The sequence below is a fragment of the Streptomyces sp. NPDC003284 genome (assembly GCF_053589675.1).
Genome location: NZ_JBSFSI010000002.1, coordinates 213,617 through 233,039, shown reverse-complemented (window position 1 = coordinate 233,039; position 19,423 = coordinate 213,617). Strand labels below are relative to the sequence as shown.

General features: G+C 70.6%; 13 protein-coding genes. 6 read left to right on the top strand and 7 right to left on the bottom strand.

Features of this window, described 5'->3' with window-relative positions; translation table 11 throughout:
- Position 1: 1 nt before the first annotated feature.
- Complete coding sequence (locus ACWDYF_RS04525; protein ID WP_389467109.1) at positions 2-1,525, top strand: carboxyl transferase domain-containing protein; 1,524 nt, start codon at positions 2-4, stop codon at positions 1,523-1,525.
- A gap of 350 nt (positions 1,526-1,875) precedes the next feature.
- On the opposite strand, the gene ACWDYF_RS04520 is transcribed toward ACWDYF_RS04525, so the two are convergent.
- Complete coding sequence (locus ACWDYF_RS04520; protein ID WP_389467112.1) at positions 1,876-5,592, bottom strand: S8 family serine peptidase; 3,717 nt, start codon at positions 5,590-5,592, stop codon at positions 1,876-1,878.
- 342 nt (positions 5,593-5,934) lie between these two features.
- Here ACWDYF_RS04520 and ACWDYF_RS04515 point away from each other — a divergent pair, with 342 nt between their 5' ends.
- From ACWDYF_RS04515 to ACWDYF_RS04505, 3 genes are all read left to right on the top strand, one after another.
- Positions 5,935-6,972, top strand: coding sequence for a rod shape-determining protein (locus ACWDYF_RS04515; RefSeq protein ID WP_018570673.1), 1,038 nt, complete (start codon positions 5,935-5,937; stop codon positions 6,970-6,972).
- Between the two features lie 244 nt (positions 6,973-7,216).
- Positions 7,217-7,960, top strand: coding sequence for an ANTAR domain-containing response regulator (locus ACWDYF_RS04510; RefSeq protein ID WP_389467115.1), 744 nt, complete (start codon positions 7,217-7,219; stop codon positions 7,958-7,960).
- Positions 7,961-8,007: 47 nt separating this feature from the next.
- Positions 8,008-8,172, top strand: a complete 165-nt coding sequence (locus ACWDYF_RS04505; RefSeq protein ID WP_381743353.1) for a hypothetical protein — start codon at positions 8,008-8,010, stop codon at positions 8,170-8,172.
- 334 nt (positions 8,173-8,506) lie between these two features.
- On the opposite strand, the gene ACWDYF_RS04500 is transcribed toward ACWDYF_RS04505, so the two are convergent.
- The gene (locus ACWDYF_RS04500; protein ID WP_389467118.1) at positions 8,507-8,911 is read right to left on the bottom strand and encodes a hypothetical protein; all 405 of its coding nucleotides are present in this window, start codon (positions 8,909-8,911) and stop codon (positions 8,507-8,509) included.
- Between the two features lie 319 nt (positions 8,912-9,230).
- Between ACWDYF_RS04500 and ACWDYF_RS04495 the strand changes: the two genes are divergently transcribed.
- Both ACWDYF_RS04495 and ACWDYF_RS04490 read left to right on the top strand, forming a co-directional pair.
- Positions 9,231-9,494 carry a type II toxin-antitoxin system Phd/YefM family antitoxin gene (locus tag ACWDYF_RS04495; RefSeq protein ID WP_381743349.1) on the top strand — a complete coding sequence of 88 codons (264 nt, stop codon included), beginning with the start codon at positions 9,231-9,233 and terminating at the stop codon, positions 9,492-9,494.
- Positions 9,491-9,745 carry a Txe/YoeB family addiction module toxin gene (locus ACWDYF_RS04490; RefSeq protein WP_018570678.1) on the top strand — a complete coding sequence of 85 codons (255 nt, stop codon included), beginning with the start codon at positions 9,491-9,493 and terminating at the stop codon, positions 9,743-9,745. The genes ACWDYF_RS04495 and ACWDYF_RS04490 overlap by 4 nt, the downstream gene beginning before the upstream one ends.
- A gap of 4,546 nt (positions 9,746-14,291) precedes the next feature.
- Here ACWDYF_RS04490 and cas6e read toward each other — a convergent pair.
- Genes cas6e through ACWDYF_RS04465 form a run of 5 tightly spaced genes read right to left on the bottom strand, consistent with a single transcriptional unit; the run spans position 14,292 to position 19,371 of the window.
- A complete protein-coding gene (gene cas6e, locus ACWDYF_RS04485; protein ID WP_389467121.1) occupies positions 14,292-15,050 on the bottom strand; it encodes a type I-E CRISPR-associated protein Cas6/Cse3/CasE in 759 nt (252 codons plus the stop codon).
- Positions 15,047-15,883, bottom strand: a complete 837-nt coding sequence (gene cas5e, locus ACWDYF_RS04480) for a type I-E CRISPR-associated protein Cas5/CasD (protein ID WP_389467123.1) — start codon at positions 15,881-15,883, stop codon at positions 15,047-15,049. Before cas5e ends, cas6e begins: the two co-directional genes overlap by 4 nt.
- Entirely contained in the window at positions 15,880-17,265 is a 1,386-nt protein-coding gene (locus ACWDYF_RS04475; protein ID WP_389467125.1) for a type I-E CRISPR-associated protein Cas7/Cse4/CasC, read from the bottom strand. The genes cas5e and ACWDYF_RS04475 overlap by 4 nt, the downstream gene beginning before the upstream one ends.
- On the bottom strand, positions 17,262-17,819 hold the full coding sequence (gene casB, locus ACWDYF_RS04470) for a type I-E CRISPR-associated protein Cse2/CasB (protein WP_389467128.1): 558 nt from the start codon (positions 17,817-17,819) through the stop codon (positions 17,262-17,264). Before casB ends, ACWDYF_RS04475 begins: the two co-directional genes overlap by 4 nt.
- Complete coding sequence (locus ACWDYF_RS04465; RefSeq protein WP_389467131.1) at positions 17,812-19,371, bottom strand: type I-E CRISPR-associated protein Cse1/CasA; 1,560 nt, start codon at positions 19,369-19,371, stop codon at positions 17,812-17,814. The genes casB and ACWDYF_RS04465 overlap by 8 nt, the downstream gene beginning before the upstream one ends.
- Positions 19,372-19,423: the final 52 nt, after the last annotated feature.

Genomic DNA, 19,423 nt, shown 5'->3' with positions numbered 1-19,423 from the left:
CATGGCCGACCGCCTCTCCGCCCGCCAGGCGATAGCCCTGGTCACCGACGACTTCACCGAACTGCCCGACGCCCCGGCGCCGTCCGGCTCCCTGGGCGCCCCGGACGCCGCCGCGCCGGACACCGCGGCGCCGGACACCGTCGCGCCGGACGGCCCCGACGGGCCGCTCGGCTGGGAGGGCTACGACGCCTCCCGCGCCCGCGCGACGGCGCGCACCGGCGAACAGGAGTCCGTCGTGTGCGGCACCGCGCGGATCGAGGGCACGCCCGCGGTGCTGGTCTCCTTCGAGTTCGGCTTCCTCGGCGGCTCGCTGGGCACCCGCACCGGCGACCGCCTGGAGGCCGCGTACACCTACGCCCGCGCGCACCGGCTGCCCGTCGTGCCGCTGGTGGCCACCGGCGGCAGCCGGATGCAGGAGGGCATGCTCGCGCTGACGCAGCTCCAGCGCGTGGCACGGCAGTCCGCGCTGACCCGGGCGGCCGGTCTCGCGCAGCTCGCGGTGCTGCGCGATCCGACGACCGGCGGCGGCTGGGCCACGCTGGGCGCGGGCGCCGACGTGGTGCTGGCGCTGCCCGGGGCCCAGGTGGGCTTCGCCGGTTCCCGGGTCCGGCCGCCGGACGCCGATCCGGCGGCGTACACGGCCGAGGCGCAGGTGGCGGCGGGCTCCGCGGACGCCGTCGTACCGCCCGGGGAGCTGCGCGCGACGCTGGGCCGGTGGCTGCGACTGCTGACCGCGCCCTCGACCGCCCCCGCTCCCCCACCGCGCGCGCTGCCGACGGCGACGACCGCCACGACCGCTGCGACCGGCACGACCGCTGCGGATACGGCGGCTACGGCGAGCACGACGCCCGCGACCGGGCTGCCCGCCACCGGCTGGGAGGCCGTCCGGCGGGCCCGCGCCCCCGAACGCCCGCGCGCCGAACGGTATCTGGACGCCTATTTCACCGACCGCGTCGCCCTGCGCGGCGACCGCTGCGGCGGCGGCCCCTCCCCCGAGACCGGCACCGAGACCGGCACCGGCACCGGCGGCCGGGACGAAGTGGGCGGCATGCTCTGCGGGTTCGGCACGCACCAGGGCCGTACCGTCGCCTACGCCGCCCAGAACGGCACCGCCACGCGGCCGGCCGGGTACCGTACCGCCGCCCGGCTGGTCCGGCTCGCGGACCGGCTCGGGATCCCGGTGCTGACGCTGGTGGACACCCCGGGCGCCGCCAACGACGCCGAGGCGGAGCGGCAGGGCGCGGGCGCGGCCATCGCCGACCTGTTCGGCGCGGTGGCCGCCGCCCGGACGCCGGTGACCACGCTGGTGATCGGGGAGGGCGGTTCGGGCGGCGCGCTCGCGCTGGCGGCGCCGGGCAACACCTGGGCCGTGCCCGACAGTTACTTCTCGGTGATCGCCCCGGAACTGGCCGCCGCCATCCTCAAGCGCCCGCCCGAGCAGGCACCGGCCACGGCCGAGCAGTTGCGGCTGCGCCCGCAGGACCTGGCCGGACTGGGCGTGGTGCGGGGCGTGGTGGAGCCGTAGCGGGCCGGGAAGACCCAGGAGCGGGAAGGAATCCATCAGCCGTTCCGAACATCCGAACAAGGGATCAGTTGTTCCCTGGAACAGGTGATCGTCGCAGAAGTGATCGGTACCGGGCCCGTGGGGCGGACGATACTGACGGTGCGCAAGCGACGGGCTGCAGACCGTGGTCGGCGCAGGTCCCACACGTGGCAACACAAGGAGAAGCACGATCATGAATTTCCTCACTGACGTCCTCGCCGGCCTGATCCACATCGTCGGCTGGCTGATCTGACGGCAGCGAAGCAGCACGGCGGCGCCGCCTCCCCGTCCCAGGGAGGCGGCGCCGCCCGCGTGTGCGCGCGGCGCTCAGCTCACCGCTGCCGCACCCCCACGGCCCGGACCAGCTCCTGGTGCACGGAGCCGCCCCGGTCGTCGCCCGCCGAGGCGCGCAGCGAGACGGTCGCCGCGCCCCGGGGCACGCTCAGCGTGCCCTTCCAGGAGGCGTGCCCGCCGGAGAGCCGCACCTGCTGCCAGGTCGCGCCCTCGTCGTAGGAGACCTCCAGCCGGCCCCCGGAGAGGGTGCCGGTGCCGGTCGCGCCCGCCACGTACGCGGCGCTCAGGCCCACCGGGATCCGGCTGCCCGCCCGCACCGTGCCCGCGAGGTCGGTGCCGACGTCGAAAGCGAGGTTGATCAGGGGCAGGAAGCTCCAGTGGTCCTCGGGGGTGGCGGCCGAGCGGAACGTCCACTCGGCGTGGCCCCGCCCGGCGAGCTTCCAGCGGGCCGGGTCCAGCGCGGTGTCGGTGACGAGCTTGTACGTGTGCGCGTCGGCGGGCGCGTCCCAGACGTACGCGCTCGAACTGGTGCCGCGGTCCACCTCCTTGCCGTCCAGATAGGCCACCGTCGTCTGGGTCATGCCGCTCTCCGCGCTCCACACGTCGCCGAAGCCGGTGTGGTCGGGCCCGGAGTCGCCCCAGCCGGGCGCGTTGAACTGGAGGGTGTTCCCGGCGCGCTGCTGGCCCCAGCCGAGCCCGGTGCCCAGCCACGGGTGCCAGACGGGCTTGAACCAGTCCAGCTCCTGGTGCGAGCCGCCGGTGTAGCGGACCAGGCCGCTGCGCTCCTCCAGGGTGCCCTCGCCGAGCGTCACCGACTCGTGCCAGAGCTGGCCGGGCCCGGTGGAGACGTAGTCGGTGCGGGTGGCCGGGTAGTCGGCGCTCTCGGGGAAGCCGAGGCCGATGGGGAAGGTGTCGGTGATCGAGTACCGGAACTCCCCGCCGCTCGCCGCCTGCCCGGAGTGGAACTTCACGTCCAGCGCGGCCAATTGACGCTTGCCGGGGGCGTAGGTCAGGTCGCGGTCGGGGACCGCGCCCGGGTGGCCGTCCGACAGGTCGTAGACGTACGGGGTGTGCGGGGTGCCGGTCATGTCGACGCGGCGGGCGGCGCGCAGCCGGGCGGCGTCGGCGGCGTTCACCGAGGCGATCAGGAGCGGCCGGTCGGCGTTGTCGTCGGTGCCCCACCACAGGCTGAGCCGGCCGGGCGCGTCGTCCGTGACGAACAGCGCGGCGGCGCCCGCGTCCTGCGCGGCCTGGGCGAGCGCGCCGGGGTCGGTGGTGTCGGTGACGCGGGCGAGGACCGCCTTGCCGCGTACGTTCCTGCCGGTCAGGCCGCCGGTGCCGATGTCGACCAGCGGCAGCCTGCTGCGGCCCGCGGTGAGGGTGCTGCCCGCCTGGACGAGCGCGTCACCGACGCCCTCGACCGCCAGCAGGGGTGCGCCGAGCCGCCACACGGTCCGGTACTCGAAGGAGCCCTGCCGGACCTTTTCGGTCGGCGCGGCGAACACGCTGTCGTACATCAGCGGCACCTGCACGGCCCCGAACAGGTCGGCACCGCCCGCCTTGCGGTCGTACTCCATGAGGAGCTGGCGCCGCTCGGTGCGGCGGCCCACGTCGGCGCTGACCTCGCGCAGCCGCCGCCCGTCCAGGGTGATCTCGCGGTCCCGGTCGAGGGTGATCTCGGGCGCGGCGAGGAAGCCGAGCCCGAGGGAGTCGGCGCCGTGGCTGCCGCGCACGTCGAGGAAGGAGGACACGCTGTACATGCCCGGGTCCAGCCGCAGCCGCAGGGTGCCCGAGTCGTCGACGTGGGCGCTGAACGGGTCGACGTCCGCGACGAGTCGCTGCACCGCGAGGTCGGCGGCGGTCGCGGCGCCGGAGCGGTCCTTGACGTGCACGGTGAGCGTGTACCGCTCGCCTTCCTTGACCAGCCCGAACGCGGTGTGCGCGACGGCTGTGCCGGCCGCCGAGGCCACGATCTGCCCGCTCGTGTTGCCCACCGGCGCCTTGGCGCCGTCGCCGGTGACCGTGGTGGAGGCGGTGCCGTGCGCGGGCACGGTGAGCCGCTGGTCGGCGAGGGCGGCCACGCCGTCGGGGGCGCCCTGGACGGCCAGGGTCAGCTCGACGGGCCGGTCAACGGAGTTGGTGTAGGTCAGGGTGCGGGTGACCGGCTTGTTCCCGTCGTAGGGCCAGCCGTAGAAGCCGAGGTCGGCGCTGCCGGTGGCGGTGATCTGGGCGGCCACCGCGTCCGGCACGCTCACCCGGCCCGCGCCCAGCACATAGGCGGAGGCGTCGAGCTGCTTCGACGTCGACATCAGCGCGTCCTTGAGCCGGGCCGCGCCCCAGTCCGGGTGCTCCTGGGCGAGCAGCGCGGCGACCCCGGCGACATGGGGCGTCGCCATGGACGTACCGCTCATGGTCGTGTAGTCGCCGCTGCCCTCGGTGAGCCGGGAGCGGGCGGCGAGGATGTCGACGCCGGGGGCCGCGAGGTCGGGCTTGAGGGCGTTGTCGCCCAGGCGCGGTCCCGCGCTGGTGAAGTAGGCGGCCTGGTCGGCGGAGTCGACCGCGGAGACGGTCAGGGCCGCGTCGGCGGCGCCGGGCGAGCCGATGGAGGAGGGCGCGCCGGTGTTCCCGGCGGCGATCACGAAGAGCGCGCCGGTCTCGGCCGAGAGGGTGTCGACGGCCTGCGCCATGGGGTCGGTGCCGTCACTGGCCTCGGTGGAGCCCAGCGACATGGACACGATCCGCGCGTGCACGTCCCGCGCGGCCCACTCCATCCCGGCGATGATCTGCGACTCGCTGCCCGTGCCCTGGTCGTCGAGCACCTTGCCGACGGCGAGCACGGCGTCGGGGGCGACGCCCTTCTCCTTGCCGTCGGAGGCGGCGCCGCTGCCGCCCACGGTGGAGGTGACGTGGGTGCCGTGGCCGTTGCGGTCGGCGACCTCCTCGCCCGGGATGAAACTCTTGGTCCGCGCGACGCGGCCGGTCAGGTCGGGGTGGGTGGTGTCGACGCCGGTGTCCAGGACGGCGACGGTGACGCCCTTGCCGGTCAGTCCGGCCTCCCACGCCTCGGGGGTGCCGATCTGGGCGTTGGACTCGGCCATGTCGGCGCGGACCCGGCCGTCGAGCCAGACCTTGTCGACGCCGTCCGGCGAGAGGGTGCGCGCGCCGCCGGGCCGGGTGAACTCCCGCCAGAACGCACGCCCCTTGCCCGCCTCGACGGCGGCGCCGTGCACGCTGGCGAGGTCCCGGGTCCGCGCGGCGCCGCGCGGGGTGCGCACCGCGCGGTCCTTGCCGTAGGTCACGATCAGCGGCAGTTCCCCGGTGCGGGTGTCGGCGAGTCCCTGCCGCAGCAGCTCGCTCACGTCGAACAGCCGCGGGTCGAGCCGCCCCGCGCGCAGATACGGCCGGGCCTCGTCCGGTACGACGGTGACGGTGCCGTCGGCCACGGTGGTGCGGACGGCGCCGGTGGCGTCCGCGGGCCGCCGCACCGTGACGGTGCTCTTCCCGCCGCCGAGCGGGGTGACGGTGACCCGGTCGCCGGTGACGAGGGTGACGGTGCGGGGGCCGTCAGCCGGTCTCCCGGCCGCCGCGGCGGACCGGGACGCGCTGGTCGTGGAGGTCGTGGGGGTCGTGGGGGTGGCGGATCCGGTGTCGTGGGCGGCCGCCTGTCCGGCGGCGGCCTGCCCGGCGGGCAGCAGGGCGATCACGAGCCCGGCCGACAGGAGGGTCGCTCTCCGTCTGCCTGGTCCTCTGCTCATCCGTGCCTCTCTTCCTCGCAAGCGGCGGACCGCTTGGTCGAGTGCTGCGTCGAGTGCTGCGTCGAGTGCTGCGTCGGTGCTGGGAAGAGTGTCAGGAGACTTGTGTTGCAGGGGAGTTGACGAGCGGTGGCGGATGGCTGCCGTGGCAGGTTCCCGCCAGGACAAGGCGGTCCACTGTGCGCATACCTGGTACTTGTCCGGCAGACGGCCATGAAAAGCACTCGTCCAGCGGCCCCCCGCCCGGCCCCCTTGAACAGGCGCCCGCTCCCCCGTCCCGCACACGATGCACAGGAGGCCGCCGCCCGGCGACCGCCACGGTCCGCGCTCTCGGGAGGATCCGTCATGTCCGCCAGCCTGGAGCAGTTGCGCCGCTGCCATCTCGCCGTCGACCTGGGAGCGGCCCGGACCCGTGTGTACGTCAAGGGCGCGGGACTCGTCGTCGACCAGCCCTCGGTCGCCGCCGTCAACACCCGTACCGGCGCGCTGATCGCAGTCGGCGAGTTCGCGGAGAAGATGACCGGCCGCACCCCCGACTACATCCGCGTGGTCCGCCCGGTCTCCGGCGGCACCGTCATCGACATCGAGATGGCCCAGCGCATGCTGCGGCATCTGCTCGGCGACAAGATGCGCCGCTCGCTGCGCCGCAAGGCCCGGCTGCGCGCGGCGGCCTGCACCCCGCACGACGCCGATCCGCTGGCCCAGCGCGCCACCGTCGAGACCCTGGTCGGACTCGGCGCCCGCCGGGTGGAGCTCGTCGACACGCTCATCGCCGCCGCCGTGGGCTGCGGACTGCCCGTGGAACGCGCCGAGGCCACCATGATCATGGTGTGCGGCGCCGCGGCGACCCAGGTGGCCGTCCTCTCCCTCGGCTCGATCGTCGCCGCCGTACGGATGCCGGTGGGCGGCGAGGCCGTCGACCACGCGATCGTCCAGCACCTGCGCCAGGAACACGCGTTGGTGCTCCCCAGCCAGTCGGTGCGCCCGCTGCAACTGGCCCTGCACGACAACGGCCTCACGGCGCACGGCCCGGCGGCCACCGAGATCCACGGCCGGGACGTGGCCACCGGGCTCGCCCGCTCCGTCCTGGTCGACACCGCCGCCGTGCGGGAGGCCATCCAGGCCCCGCTGACCGCCGTGCTCGACGGCATCTACTCGGTGCTGCGGGAGTGCCCGCCCGACCTGGTCGCCGACCTCGTGGACCGGGGCATCATGATGGTCGGCGGCTCCGCGCTGCTGCCGGGCCTGGACCAGATGCTGCGCCGGGCCACGGGCATGCCGGTGCACATCGCCGACCGCCCCGACGTGTGCGCGGTGCAGGGCCTGGGCGAGATGCTGGAGGGCCGGATCGAACCGCTGGTACTGGACCCGATCGGGGCGTAGCCGCCGACGACGGCGCCCCGGCGAAGGCAATACCGCCACCCCGCTGCCCGGCACCCCACCGTCCGGCCCGCGCACCGCCCGCCAGGTGTACGCGGCGGAGCACAGGGCAGGCGCATCAGGGGCCACCGGGCCCCGGGCTCCCGAGAAGCCACGAAGCCACGGAGAACCGCGGATCCGGGAGGGCGTCGGGCGGCAGGACGGGCCGGACGGCACAAGCGGGATGACAGGCGGGACAGGGCGGGACATGACCTCAGGGGCACCACCACGTCCGCCTCTCGCGCGGCGGCTGGACGCACCGGCCGCTCCGCTGGCCGTCGCCGCGCACGTCTTCCCGGACGGCCGGGCCCGGCTCGCCCCGAGCGGGGAACTGGTGCACGGCTGCGTGGACACGCTGGCCAAGGCGCTCGCCGAACTGCCGCCGGGGACCTGCCGGATCGACCTGGACATGGCCGGGGTGACGTTCATGGACTCGGCGGGTCTCGGGCTCCTGGAGGCGCTCGACGCGTACGGCCGCTGCCATCTCGTCCCCGTCACGGCCACCGGCTGGACGGGGCAGCCGCGCCGCGTCCTGGAACTGGCCGGCCTGGACACCGCCGACCCGCTGAACCCGCCCCCGGAGGACCCGGCGCCCGCCGCACCGGCCACCCCCGCTCCCGCCCCCGCCTCGGCGGTGGCCGCGGAGCGCGGGGAGCGGCTGCTCGAACTCCAGCAAGAGGTCGAGCAGCTGCGCCGGGCCATCGCCTCCCGCCCGGTCATCGACCAGGCCCGCGGCATCCTGATGGCCGCCCACGCCTGCACCCCGCAGCAGGCGTGGGACATCCTCCGCGAGGCGTCCCAGCACTCCAACACCAAGCTGCGCACCGTGGCCGCCGCCCTGACCGCGGGCGCCCTGCCGGACGGCCCCCCGCCCCCGGAGGAGATCCGCACGGCCCTGGGCGCCGCGCTGGCCCGGACGATCGCGTGCGGAGAGGGGGACGACGGGGAATGACGGGTACCCGGACCCGGAGTGACCACCCCAGGTCCGCAGGAGTCACCATGAACATGCGAGAGCACACCCCCTCCCAGGCCGAGGGCGAACGCGACGACACCCCCGCCCGCCGCACGGCCGACACCCCGGAACCGCCCTACCCGACCCCTTCCCAGGCCGAGGGCGAACGCGACGACCTCCCCGAGACGTCGGACCCGGCGGACGGCACCTGAGACCGGTTCCGCCGCCGCCCGGGTGCGGGAACTCAGCGGAAAGGGAGCACCCGTGACATCACATCTCGCACGTTCCCGGCCACTTCGGGATTCGCGGAAAGAAGAGAACTGATCCCCACCGCGATCAGCATCCACCTACCTGGGCCGGCATATTGGTCAGAAACTCCGGGAACCAACGGGAGGACACCTCCAGCAGCCACCAGAAGGCATCCCGGCCACATTCGAAGCACACGCCGCCACATCCGGTTCGCCGCAGATGCCACCTCTGGCGCACCGGAGAGAAAAGTCTGCCGGTCACTGCGCACGAGCGCGTCGATCTTCTCGAAAAGCTCGCTCACGACGACGTCGACATCGTCCGCTTGTTGCAGCCTGCCCTGGCCGTCTCGACGGCCGCGACCTCAAGGGAATTGCTCCACTGGCGTACCGTCCCCCGCTGCCACCAGAGCTCCCGGCCGTCATGCATGGCCTTGACGAGGCGAAGCATCACCAGCGCTTCCTTGTCGTAGGCGTGCACCCTCTCCGCGATCTCACGGCGCCACCGCACATACATGATCAGGACTGCCGGAAGACTCCCGAGGAACAGAAGCGAAAGAGCCGCGTCGGCGACGCGCGGCACAAAGCCTTCGAACATCGGAATCGGCAGCAGAGAAAGCCACACGATCCAGAGAGCCAGTACGGTGACCAGCGGGAAAATGGCGCGCAAGAAGAGAATGCGGTAGCCGAGGAAGGACCAGCTCACGAAAGGCAGGATGCAGATGCATGACCCCTGCGACGGCCTGGGCATGCACGGTCCCCCCGCACAAGATGATCACAGCCACCGGAAACCACAAAGTCGCGTACCCCAAAGGGGAACGGAAGAAGATCAGGAAGAACTGAGCCGGAAGCGCGGCCGCCCTCCGGTGCGAGGGCCCACGGCACGCGGTCCAGATCGTCCCCCATCCGCCCTTCATTCGGCAGCCACCAGGGCGACACAGCACTCCAGCATGCGCGCCAGGAACTGTGGACACGATCAGGACTCGTACCATATCTTGTACAAGTCGAGAGAGGAGGCAGCAAGCATGTCCATCACCGCCAGCGAAGCGCGCCAGAACCTGTTCCCGCTGATCGAGCAGGTCAACGAGGACCACGCTCCGGTTCACATCACCTCCCGCAAGGGGAACGCCGTCCTCATGTCAGAAGAGGACTTCAGCTCTTGGACCGAGACCGTGCACCTCCTGCGCTCCCCCAAGAACGCCCGTCGCCTGCTCGACTCCATCGCCGAGGCGGAGGCCGGCAAGGCCCAGCACCGCGAGCTGATCGACCCCGACGCGGAGCATGCGTGAAGATCTCGTTCACGTCTCACGCCTGGGAGGACTACACCTACTGGGCCGAGAACGACCGCAAGATGGTCAAGCGCATCAACAAGCTGATCGACGACACCATGCGCGATCCCTTCAAGGGCATCGGCAAGCCGGAGCCCCTGAAGGGCGATCTGTCGGGCTACTGGTCTCGGAGGATCGACGACACTCACCGGCTCGTGTACAAGCCATCCGGCGACGAGTTGATGATCGTCCAGGCTCGGTACCACTACTGACACCGAAAAGCCCTCACCGGCGACGGCTCGTCCCGTTCGTGGCGATGGGCCGAGCCGGCGGCGGAGTGCGGGCGCTCCCGTGCGAACACGCCGGCCGCTGTCGCCCGACCGTGTCCCGGGTGTCCCCTGGATCTTGATCTGAACGAATGAACGGGGGCCCCACCCTGGAGTGGCGACCCCCGTTCTCGCGCTTCCGCAGATAGAAACGGTTCTCTGGGAGAACCTTGCGGTGGGGCGGGTGGGACTCGAACCCACGGCCGACGGATTATGAGTCCTTTGAGGATCTTGGCGACCCTTGCTCGTCCACGCTCATTCATGACGTTTTTGCAGGTCAAAGGGGGCAGGGTCGTGTCGACACCCCTTCGCCTTTGTCAGTCTGTTCCTGTCCTTGTGTCCCGACTGCGTCCCGACACCGCCCTGATTGGGCGACGCCACCGGCCTGGCGGGCACGTAGCGCCAGCTCGGCGAGGTGACTCGAACCCTGCCGCAGCGGATTTCCTTTCCAACGCGCAGCGACTCAAGGGCAGGTGGATCGCCCCCCAAGTACGCGGGGCCGACATTTCCTCCGTCGCCTCAACGGTGACACCGTACGGACTATGCCTTCGTTCGGGCCGCAGATGACGCCCGGGGAGCTATCCCCGCGGGCGCGGGGCCGACTCTGTCACCGTTCCGGTCGTGAGCGGCACGCCCGAGCTATCCCCGCGCGCATGGGCCAACGTCCGGTAGCCCGACGCCTCCGTGATCACGTGGGAGCTATCCCTGCGGGCGCAGAGCCAACCTGAACTTCGTGGAGTCGTGGATCACGCCGAGGGAGCTATCCCCGTGTACGCGGGGCCGACACCTTCAGCGGGCTCATGAATTTGCTGACCTCGGAGCTATCCCCGATTGCGCGGGGCCAACTCGGCACGGAAGGTCATCAGGCCCTTCTCGTAGGAGCTATCCCCGCGTGCGTGGGGCCGACTCGAACCAGGCGATGGCCTCAGGGAAGATTTCGGAGCCATCCCCACATGCGCGGGGCCGATTACGAGACCGTACCGGTCTTGCGCTGGATGACGGGGCTATACCCGCGAGCGCGGGGCCGACATCGCCAAGCCGCTGACGCCTCTCTACATCCAGGAGTTATTCCCGCGTAAGCGGAGCCGACGCCGTGCGGATGGAAGGCCACTCTTACCCATTGGAGCTCCTCACGTGCGCGGAGCCGAGATCATATAACCGCTGCTCGGCATCGTCGTGCCGGAGCTATCCCCGCGTGCGCGAGGTCGATGACGGGAGCATCCGCGAGCACAACTTGATGACGGAGCCATCCACGCGTGCGCGGGGCTGACTTCAACGACGCCGCGAATATGTCGCACGGCGTGGAGCCATCCCCGCGAGCACGGGGCCGGTAGTGCCCGCGCCATCGGATCGGTGTGCACGTAGGAGCTATCCCTGCATGCGCGGGGCCGACGTAGTGATCCACATCGAGGCGCTGTTCTTCCCGGGGCTATCCCCGCGTGTATGGGGCCGACGGCGCGTACCCATCAAGGGTGATGGCGCAGTAGGAACTATCCCCGCGTATGCGGGGCCGACGACGTCCGCGTTGTAGACGAACCCACCGAACCGCGGGCCATCCCCACGTACGCGGGGCCGACCCATTGTTGCGGAACAAGTAGCCCTGAGTGATGGAGCTATCCCCGCACCCGCGGGGCCGACATCAGGCCCAAGCAGTCCCACGACGGGTTGCCGGAGCTATCCCCGTACACGAGGGGCCGACGACACCGACATCGTCGCCGACGCCCTGAAGGAGGAGCTATTCCCACATGCGCGGAGCCGACCACCCTGTGGCGAGCTCGGCGGCCTGGGCGCCAGGCATATCCCCGCGTGCGCGAGGCCGACGGCAGCCCGACCGGCGACACGTTTACGCTGACGGAGCTATCCCCGCGAGCGCGGGGCCGACCTCACGGCTTACAGCGAGATCCCGAACGAGCTGGAGCTATCCCGCGTGCGCGCGGGGGCCGACATCAAGCCGGTCAACGTGCCATTCGGTGCCCGCGAGCTACCCCCGCGTGCGCGGGGTCGGCTCCTGAAAGCTAGTCGAGGCCCTGTCGCCGCTCGAGCTATCCCCGCGTTCACGGGGCCGACAAGAGCGCGCGGCAGCCGTCGTTGTGCGGCGGCAGGCTATTCCCCTTGCGTGGGGCCGACAGCTTGCACTCCAAGCCGTACGTCAGCCGGCCGGACCTATCCCCGCGTGCGCCGAGCCGACATTGTCCTCCGTTCCCTCAACGATGACACCGTGCGGTCTATTTCCACGTGCGGGGGCGGCGACTGGGCACTCCCCGCACGGGATCGAGCCCGAGTGGGCGCTGTCCCCGCGGACGCGGGGCCAACTTCTACTGGCGGCAGAACAACCTGCCGTTCCAGGAGCTATCCCCGCGTACGCAAGGCCGATCCGGTCGGGCACACGACCGACGACGGCGTGACGGAATCTATCCCGCGTGCGCGGGGCCGACAACCCGGGCCTGGAGTACGTCCAGGAGACCATCGAGCTATCCCCACGTGCGCAGGGCCAACTCGTTGAAGGTGTCCAGAAGATCGTCCGCCTTGGAGCTATCCCCGCATGCGCGGGGCTGACTCTTTGCGCGCCCAGTGGCCTGGGTTGTCCGGGGAGCTATCCCCGCGTGCGCGGGGCCGACGGCACAGTGAGCGACGCACAGATGCGGGGCCTGGGGCTATCCCCGCGTGCGCGGGACCAACCTCTCCGGCGGCGAGGCCATCATGCGGCCCGAGGAGCCATCCCGCGTGCGCGGGGCCGACGTGTCCGCCATATCTGGGGTGTCGATTTCCTGGGAGCAATTCCCGCATGCGCGCGGACGACCTGCTGTGTCCATCGGAGACGAGGTGGACGTGCATGTTATCTCCGATTCCGCGGGGCCAACAGCAGGGCGGCGAACGGGTTCACCGTGCCGTAGGAGCTATCCCCGCATACGCGGGGCCAACTGGATCACCGTCGACTTCGGGTACACCAACCCCGAGCTATCCCCGGGTACGCGGGGCCAACTTCCTGCGTGCGGAGCACGGGGGCCGCGTGCTCGGAGCTATCCCCGGGCGCACGGGGCCAACTTGGCGCTGGGCATGGTGTGGATCAGGTAGACGGAGCTATCCCCGCGTGCGCGGGGCCGGCTGCGTCGGGCACGGCACGCGCAGGGTCGGCTCGGAGCCATCCCCGCGTGCGCAGGGCCGGCATGTAGTCCGTTGCACCGAACGTGAGATCGGCGGAGCTATCCCTGCGTGCGCGGGGCCGACCTCGCCAAGGTCGCGGCGCACACGTCGGCCTTGGCGCTGTCCCCGCGAGCGCGGGGCCGACCTCACGGCTTACAGCGAGATCCCGAACGAGCTGGAGCTATCCCGCGTGCGCGCGGGGGCCGACATCAAGCCGGTCAACGTGCTATTCGGTGCCCGCGAGCTACCCCCGCGTGCACGGGGCCGACATGATGCCGCCCTTGCCCTTCTGGCGAGGGACTGAGGTATCCCCGCGTGCGTGAGGCCGACGCCGGTGGAGGCCTCGCAGGTCTGAACGCGGCGGAGCAATCCCCACGTTCGCGGGGCCGTCGTTGAGGGTGTCCAGGAAATCGTCCGCCTTGGAGCTATCCCCGCCTGCACGGAGTCGGCATCTGGATCCGGGACCCTCACCCGACCGACCCAGAGCTATCCTCGCTTGCGCGGGGCCGGCTACGAGACCGTACCGGCCTTGCGCTGCATAGCGGGGCTATCCCCGCCTGCGTGGGGCCGATTGGGTCGGCGAACGCGGTCCGGACCCCGGTCCGGGAGCTATCCTCGCGTCGCGACACATACGCAGGGCCGACCCGGCCACACCGTCGCCTCGCCCGCAAGGAGCCATCCCCACGTGCGCGGCCGACCAAACAGCCGACGTCATGCCGGCGCAGCTGACGGAGTTATCCCCGCATGGACGGGGCCAACGGCCTGGCGTACATGCAGCCGGGGATCGGAACGGAGCTATCCCCGCGTGCACAGGGCCGACACATTCCAGCGCCTGCGCGCGGCGGCCCTGCCGGAGGTATCCCCGCGTGCACGGGGCCGACGCTCCCGGCTGGCTCATGACCCACACGCCCGGGGAGCCATCCCCGCGTACTCGGGGCCGACCGCCACGGATAGGTGGGGTGCGCAGAGACGATGGAGCTATCCCTGCATGCGCGGGGCCAACAGTCACAGGAAGAGGGTCTTCCGGAAAGGGGTGGAACTATCCCCGCGTGCGCGGGGCCGACATGAGCTTGCGGTCGTCGCCGATCAGGACCTGGGAGCTATCCCCGCGTGCATGGGGCCGATGTCCCCGCGGCCGCCGCGATCGACAGGATCAGGGAGCTATCCCCGCCTGCACGGGGCCGACACGACCCAGAAAAGGTTCCACGAGGTGCCGTCGGATCTATCCCCGCGTGCGCGGGGCCGACAAGACCTGCGTCGTCTCGATGAAGACGACGTCGGAGCTATCCCCGCGTGCGCGGGGCCGACTCTTCCTGAGCTGTCTCGTTCATGGCGATCATGTGCGATCTCATGCACTTGCGTCGAGCCGCGGTGTGCCTGCCTGAACTTCGGATTGTTCCTGGGTGGGCCTGGTCAGGATAAGGCCGCAGGAGTAGGCGCGGGCGCGGCCGAGGCCGGTGGTGATGGTCTTGATGAATGTGGCCGGGTCAGTGACGGTGAGGGTGCCGCGAATTTCGGCGCGGCTGATCTTCAGTCCCTTGTGGTGGTCGGTGCTGACCGGCGGCAGCATCCGGATGGCGAGGGTGGTTGGCTCTGCGTCGGCGCCTATGCGGGGGATGCCGCTTTGCGCAGTAGCAGGTGTGCCAACGGGTTGGAGGCGGTCCTCGAACCACGTGCGCACGTGTGCGGGTAGGACGTGCGGGAGCCGCTTGATGACAGGTTTGCCCTTCTGCCTGAGGTCCGCCCGCGTCTTGGTCGGGGAGACCACGGTGCGGAACGTGAATCGGTCCCCGATGTTGATGGTCTCGTCGACAGTACGGAGGTCGATCGGGGCGCAGAGGGCCGCGCGTGGGATGGCGGTCCAGTCGGGGCGTACGCGTGACTGAACGATGATCAGCAGGGTTTGTGTCGCCAAGTTGGCGGACCAGGTGGACAAAACGCCGACTTGGGCGCGAGGGGCGTCGGCGCCGTCCGGCACCCAGCCTTTGAAGCCGCCCATCACGATGCGGTGCATGTGGTGGGCGTCCATGAGGGCGGGAGCGGCATAGGTGTGGTTGAGGTCGAGTTGGATGATGCTTTGGCAAGTGATCAGTCGGGAGGTGCTCACGGGATGATGTCCCATCCGATCGTCGGCTCGGGGCTGATGCGGGTGCGGATCTCCCACCGTGCCGTGTGGGTGCGGTGTTCGGGGTGGTAGGTGACGGGCTGGTCTGTTCTCTGTGAGGCGCCGGGGGTGCCGGGGGTGGCATCGATCCAGGCCCATGGCTGTGGACTGGTGGCGTTGGGCAGGAGCGCGGTCGTGGCGAGGATCACCTCAGCGGTTCCTGGATGGACTCCGCCAGAAATGGTGCCGCTCGGGGGGCAGGACTTGCGGCCGAGCCAGAGGAGGCGTTTGGGGTGCTCCACGGCGTGGCTGATGTGGTGCAGGAGGTTCTGGTCCGGGTGTTCGACAGCGGCGACGAATGCGGCGTCCGCCAGGTACCAGCGGGTCGTCATCATTGCGTCGCGTGTGGTGTTGCCTGCCAGGAGAGCGCCGGTCTTCGGGTCCGGGGCGATTTCTTTCGGGGCGCCGTACCACTTGGTGACGGAGCGGGCGGCGAGGTGTCCGAACACGGGACCAGAGCTGGTTTCGAGAGCGGCAGCGGCCTTTTCGGCCCGGCGGTGGTCGGTGATCAAGTCGCGGGGGCGTAGCGGGTATGTACCGCTCCCGACAATGTGGAAGTCTCGGACGGCGGTACCGGGGCGGTCGGCCCGTACGGCGAAGCGCAGGTCGGTGAGCGCGCCGAGGTTGTCTGCTCGGTCCAGGCCGAGAGCGGCGGCGATGAGTCCGGTCACCCCGGACTTCGTCGGCCGGTTGAGGGTGTCGCGACGATCGAACCGGGCCAGGGCTCCCCACGATTGGAGGGGACCGGCCAGGCGGAGCAGAAGCACGGAGGTCACCGGCTGGTCAGCTCCTCGACGCTGTTCGCTTCTGCTCCGGGAAGGGTGCCGGCCGCCGTACGGGAGTCGATGAGTTCCTGTACGTCGAGGTCGTAGGTGAGTACCTGGGCGGGTGAGATGTCTGTGCGCTTTCGCAGAACGAGGGCGTGCTGGTTGAGGAGGCGGTCGGCGGCTGCGAGGGATGCCACGCCATCGGTCTCTTCGGCGATCGGCTTCTCGAAAATACCGGCGTAGTTGAAGGGCCGAGACCCGGTGAAGGCCATGACGAGCTTGGGCAGGATGCCGGTTGCAGCCGTGGTGTTCTTCTTGGCCTGGGGGATGGCGTTGGTGAACGCCTCGACGAATTCGAGTTCGGCGGCTTCGGCGGCGGCCTGTACCTGGTCGGGCTTCATGCCGGAGGCGAGCAGGTTGGTCCGCAGCTTGTAGCGGTCGAGGACCCCGTGGCGGTAGAAGGTGCCGGAGATGAGCGACTGGTAGCCGGTCATGCCTGCGCCGGAGTCGTCGGCAGCGTCGATGTAGTCCAAGGCGTGGGCCTTGCGGTGGAGCTTGGCGTCGTCGGCGGCGGCGTAGAAGTCGTCGATGTGTTCGGCGGCATGGACGGTAAAAGCGTGCGCGGTCTGGATGGCGCCGTCCACGTTGGGCGAGTCGGCGATCTCGGCGAGGAACCGGCCATAGAGAGCGATGTCGATGGCGTCGCGGGGAGCGAGCGCCGACAGGATCGCTTCGCGGACCTTTCGGGGTACGGGCGGGAGCTGCTCCTCGTTGTTGGGCTGGTTGTCGTCGGCAGCAGTGGCGGGGGCGTCTGTGCCGTTCTTCTTCGCCTTTCTGGCGGCCGCAGCCGCGGCTTTCTTCGCGGCCTCGGCGGCGGCCCCCGCTTCCTTGGCCGTGAGATAGTCGCTGGTCCAGGCGGTCACTTCGGCGCGGTGTTCCTGGACCCAGTCGGCGATGACTTGTCCGGCGTCCTCGGGCGCGAACAGCAGCACCTGGGTCAGGTCGCGAGTGGTGGGCTTGGCACCGAACTTCAGGCCTACGCCTCCGAGTAGGGCCTTGGCGGTGGCCAGCGCATCGGCCCGGTCCCATCCGTACCCGTCGGCGAGCGCCTTGGCGGTGAGTTTGGCCCATTCGCGTGTACGGATGCCCATGGTGTACCCGGCGAGTGGTCCCTGGCCAGCGTTTGCGCGCTCGCGGCTGTGGGTGCGTTCGGCACGTCGCCGTGCTTGTGCGGTGATCATCGTACGGGGGTCGCCGCCGAAGACGAACTGCTTGGGCATGCCGTTCTCGTCGCGTACGGGAAGCGCGGCGGTGAATGTCTCCAGCAGGTGCAGGGAGAGGTACTGGTCACCGGTCAGAAGCTCCGCGGCCGGTGTGGTGAGGGCGGTCACGTGGTTGTCCTCTTCGTGTAGGTGGGGGTGTAGAAGGAGGCGCCCCAGGTATCGGCGATGGACCTGTCTCGGCTCTTCAACCGGTCGCGGCTGTTCCAGCGGGCCAGGTCTTCGGGGAGCTGGGCCCAGGACGGCGGGATGGTGTCGCAGGCGCGGGCCCGTTCGATGGCGTGCTGCAGATGCCGCCAGGGGATCTCGCGGGATGCGGTGATCCGATCCAGCAGCCGCTTGGCCCCGGGGTCGGCGGGGCCGCGGCCGGCGCCGCTGCCGATCTTCCGCATGGCTGTGCCTATGTCGCCGTATCCGTTGTGCGGCCGGAGGGCTCCGGCGTGGTAGCGAGCGAAGAGGAACGCGGTGAATAGGTACATCTGCTGCTGTTCATCGGAGGGAGCGAACGCCGCGGCAATGTGGTGGGCCTCGGTGCGGCGGGGCGGGTTTGGTCTGCGCAGGGCTGCGAGAGCACCGAGATTGTGTTTGCGGACCAGACCGCACAGCCAATCCGAGAGCTGGGTGCCGGGTGGCTTTGTGTCGGCGGTCGGGGCAAGGTCAGGCATCTGCAGGTTCCTTCAACTGGACAGGCGCTTTGTTGTGGCTGAGAAGGGCGCGGAGCCGGGCGCGCGCGGTGACGCGGGCCTGCAGTCCGGTACCTCCTGGGGGCAGGCTGGTCAGGCGCCCGTCGAGGGACGTGACGGCCAGGGCGCGGATGTCACGGCCAAAGGTGGCCAGGGCCTCGGTAGCGGCACCGGTGTCGGCAACCTGGTCCAGCAGGTGGTGGAACAGGTCGGCGGCGCCGGCCCACATCTCAGGTTCGCCGTTGAAGCGGGCGAGTTGAGCAGCCTTGTCGTCCGGCTTGGGATTGGGATAGGCGATTTCGCGTGCGTCCGCGGCCACCAGATAGAGGGAGCGCGCGGTGTACTCGCAGATCGCCGAGCCCTGCTCGGCGGCGTGACGCAACTGGGTCTCCCGGCCGGGCACGTACGGGAACTCGTCAGACAACCATGTAGTCAGCTTGCCCTGGGTCGCGAGCAGGCCGATGGTCCACAGGTGGACCCGGCGGCCGTGCAGCATCGCGACCCGGCCATACAGATCGGTGCCTTTGTCGCGCTCGGCGACGGCCGCATACAGAGCGTGAGACTCCCGCCATAGCTCCCTCGTGGGCGACGGCTTGAGCAGGGTCTTCTTCCCGCCCGGGGTGTCGAAGGTGACGGCGTCCTGCAGGTACGTGGCGGGCAACTCGGCAAGGGTTTCACCGGCGCCGATGAGGACCCGGTCGACGCCGACGCTGCCGTCGGAAAGGACGGTTGGGCGCAGTGCGATCGAACGGCCGAGCACGGTGTGGAGATCGGCCGGGCCTTGCGGAGTGCGCGCCTGTTGTGGTCCCGGGCGGGTGAAGTCTCGTCGTGAGGACTCGTCCTGGTTCCACGTCAGGTTGAACGGCCCTGGTTCATCCGGCCACGGGGCGGTGTTGAGGCGCAAGAGGTCACCGAGCGTGGCTCCTGGCCAGGCCGGCCGGGCGATTACCTTCAGGCGGGTGGCCAGCCGGTTGGTGCCGAGGTTGGTGAAGGTACCTGGCAGCCCTATGTGCTTGGCCTTGATCCTGCCGCGCATCCCGATCCCGTACGCGTGTTGGGTGAGCATCGCACGCCACGCGGCATCCGCCGGTACGGGCTCCGGGTGGTGGAGATGGTGGAGGTTGAAGAACTGGTTGTAGTCCCCGACCCGCTCCAAGAAGAGCTGAGCGGGCCCGACACCGTAGGCGTCGAGATGAGGGCGGAGGGCGGGGTTCTGGCCGAGAGGCCGCTCGGGGTCGAAGAGGTCCCAGCATCCGGAGTGACTTGCGATCCAGTCGGCCACCTTGTTCAGCGGTGTGCGGTCGGTGACCCACGACAGCCACTCGTCGGAGGTCTCGGGATGCTGATCCGCCGCGTGGATCAGGCCGATCAGCCAGTCGATCAGCGCGGCTGTTTCACCCGGGGTGTCACAGCAGACAGCGGCCAATTCATCGGCCCGGACGAACACATCAACCAGGTTCACCTTGACTCGCCGCAGGTCAGGTCCGGTTGTCAGTACCGGGATGCATGCTTGGGCTCGCGGTTCCCACTGCATCGTGCTTCCACCTCCTTCCAGGCGGAGTTGGCTTCAAAAAGGACATGCTCTG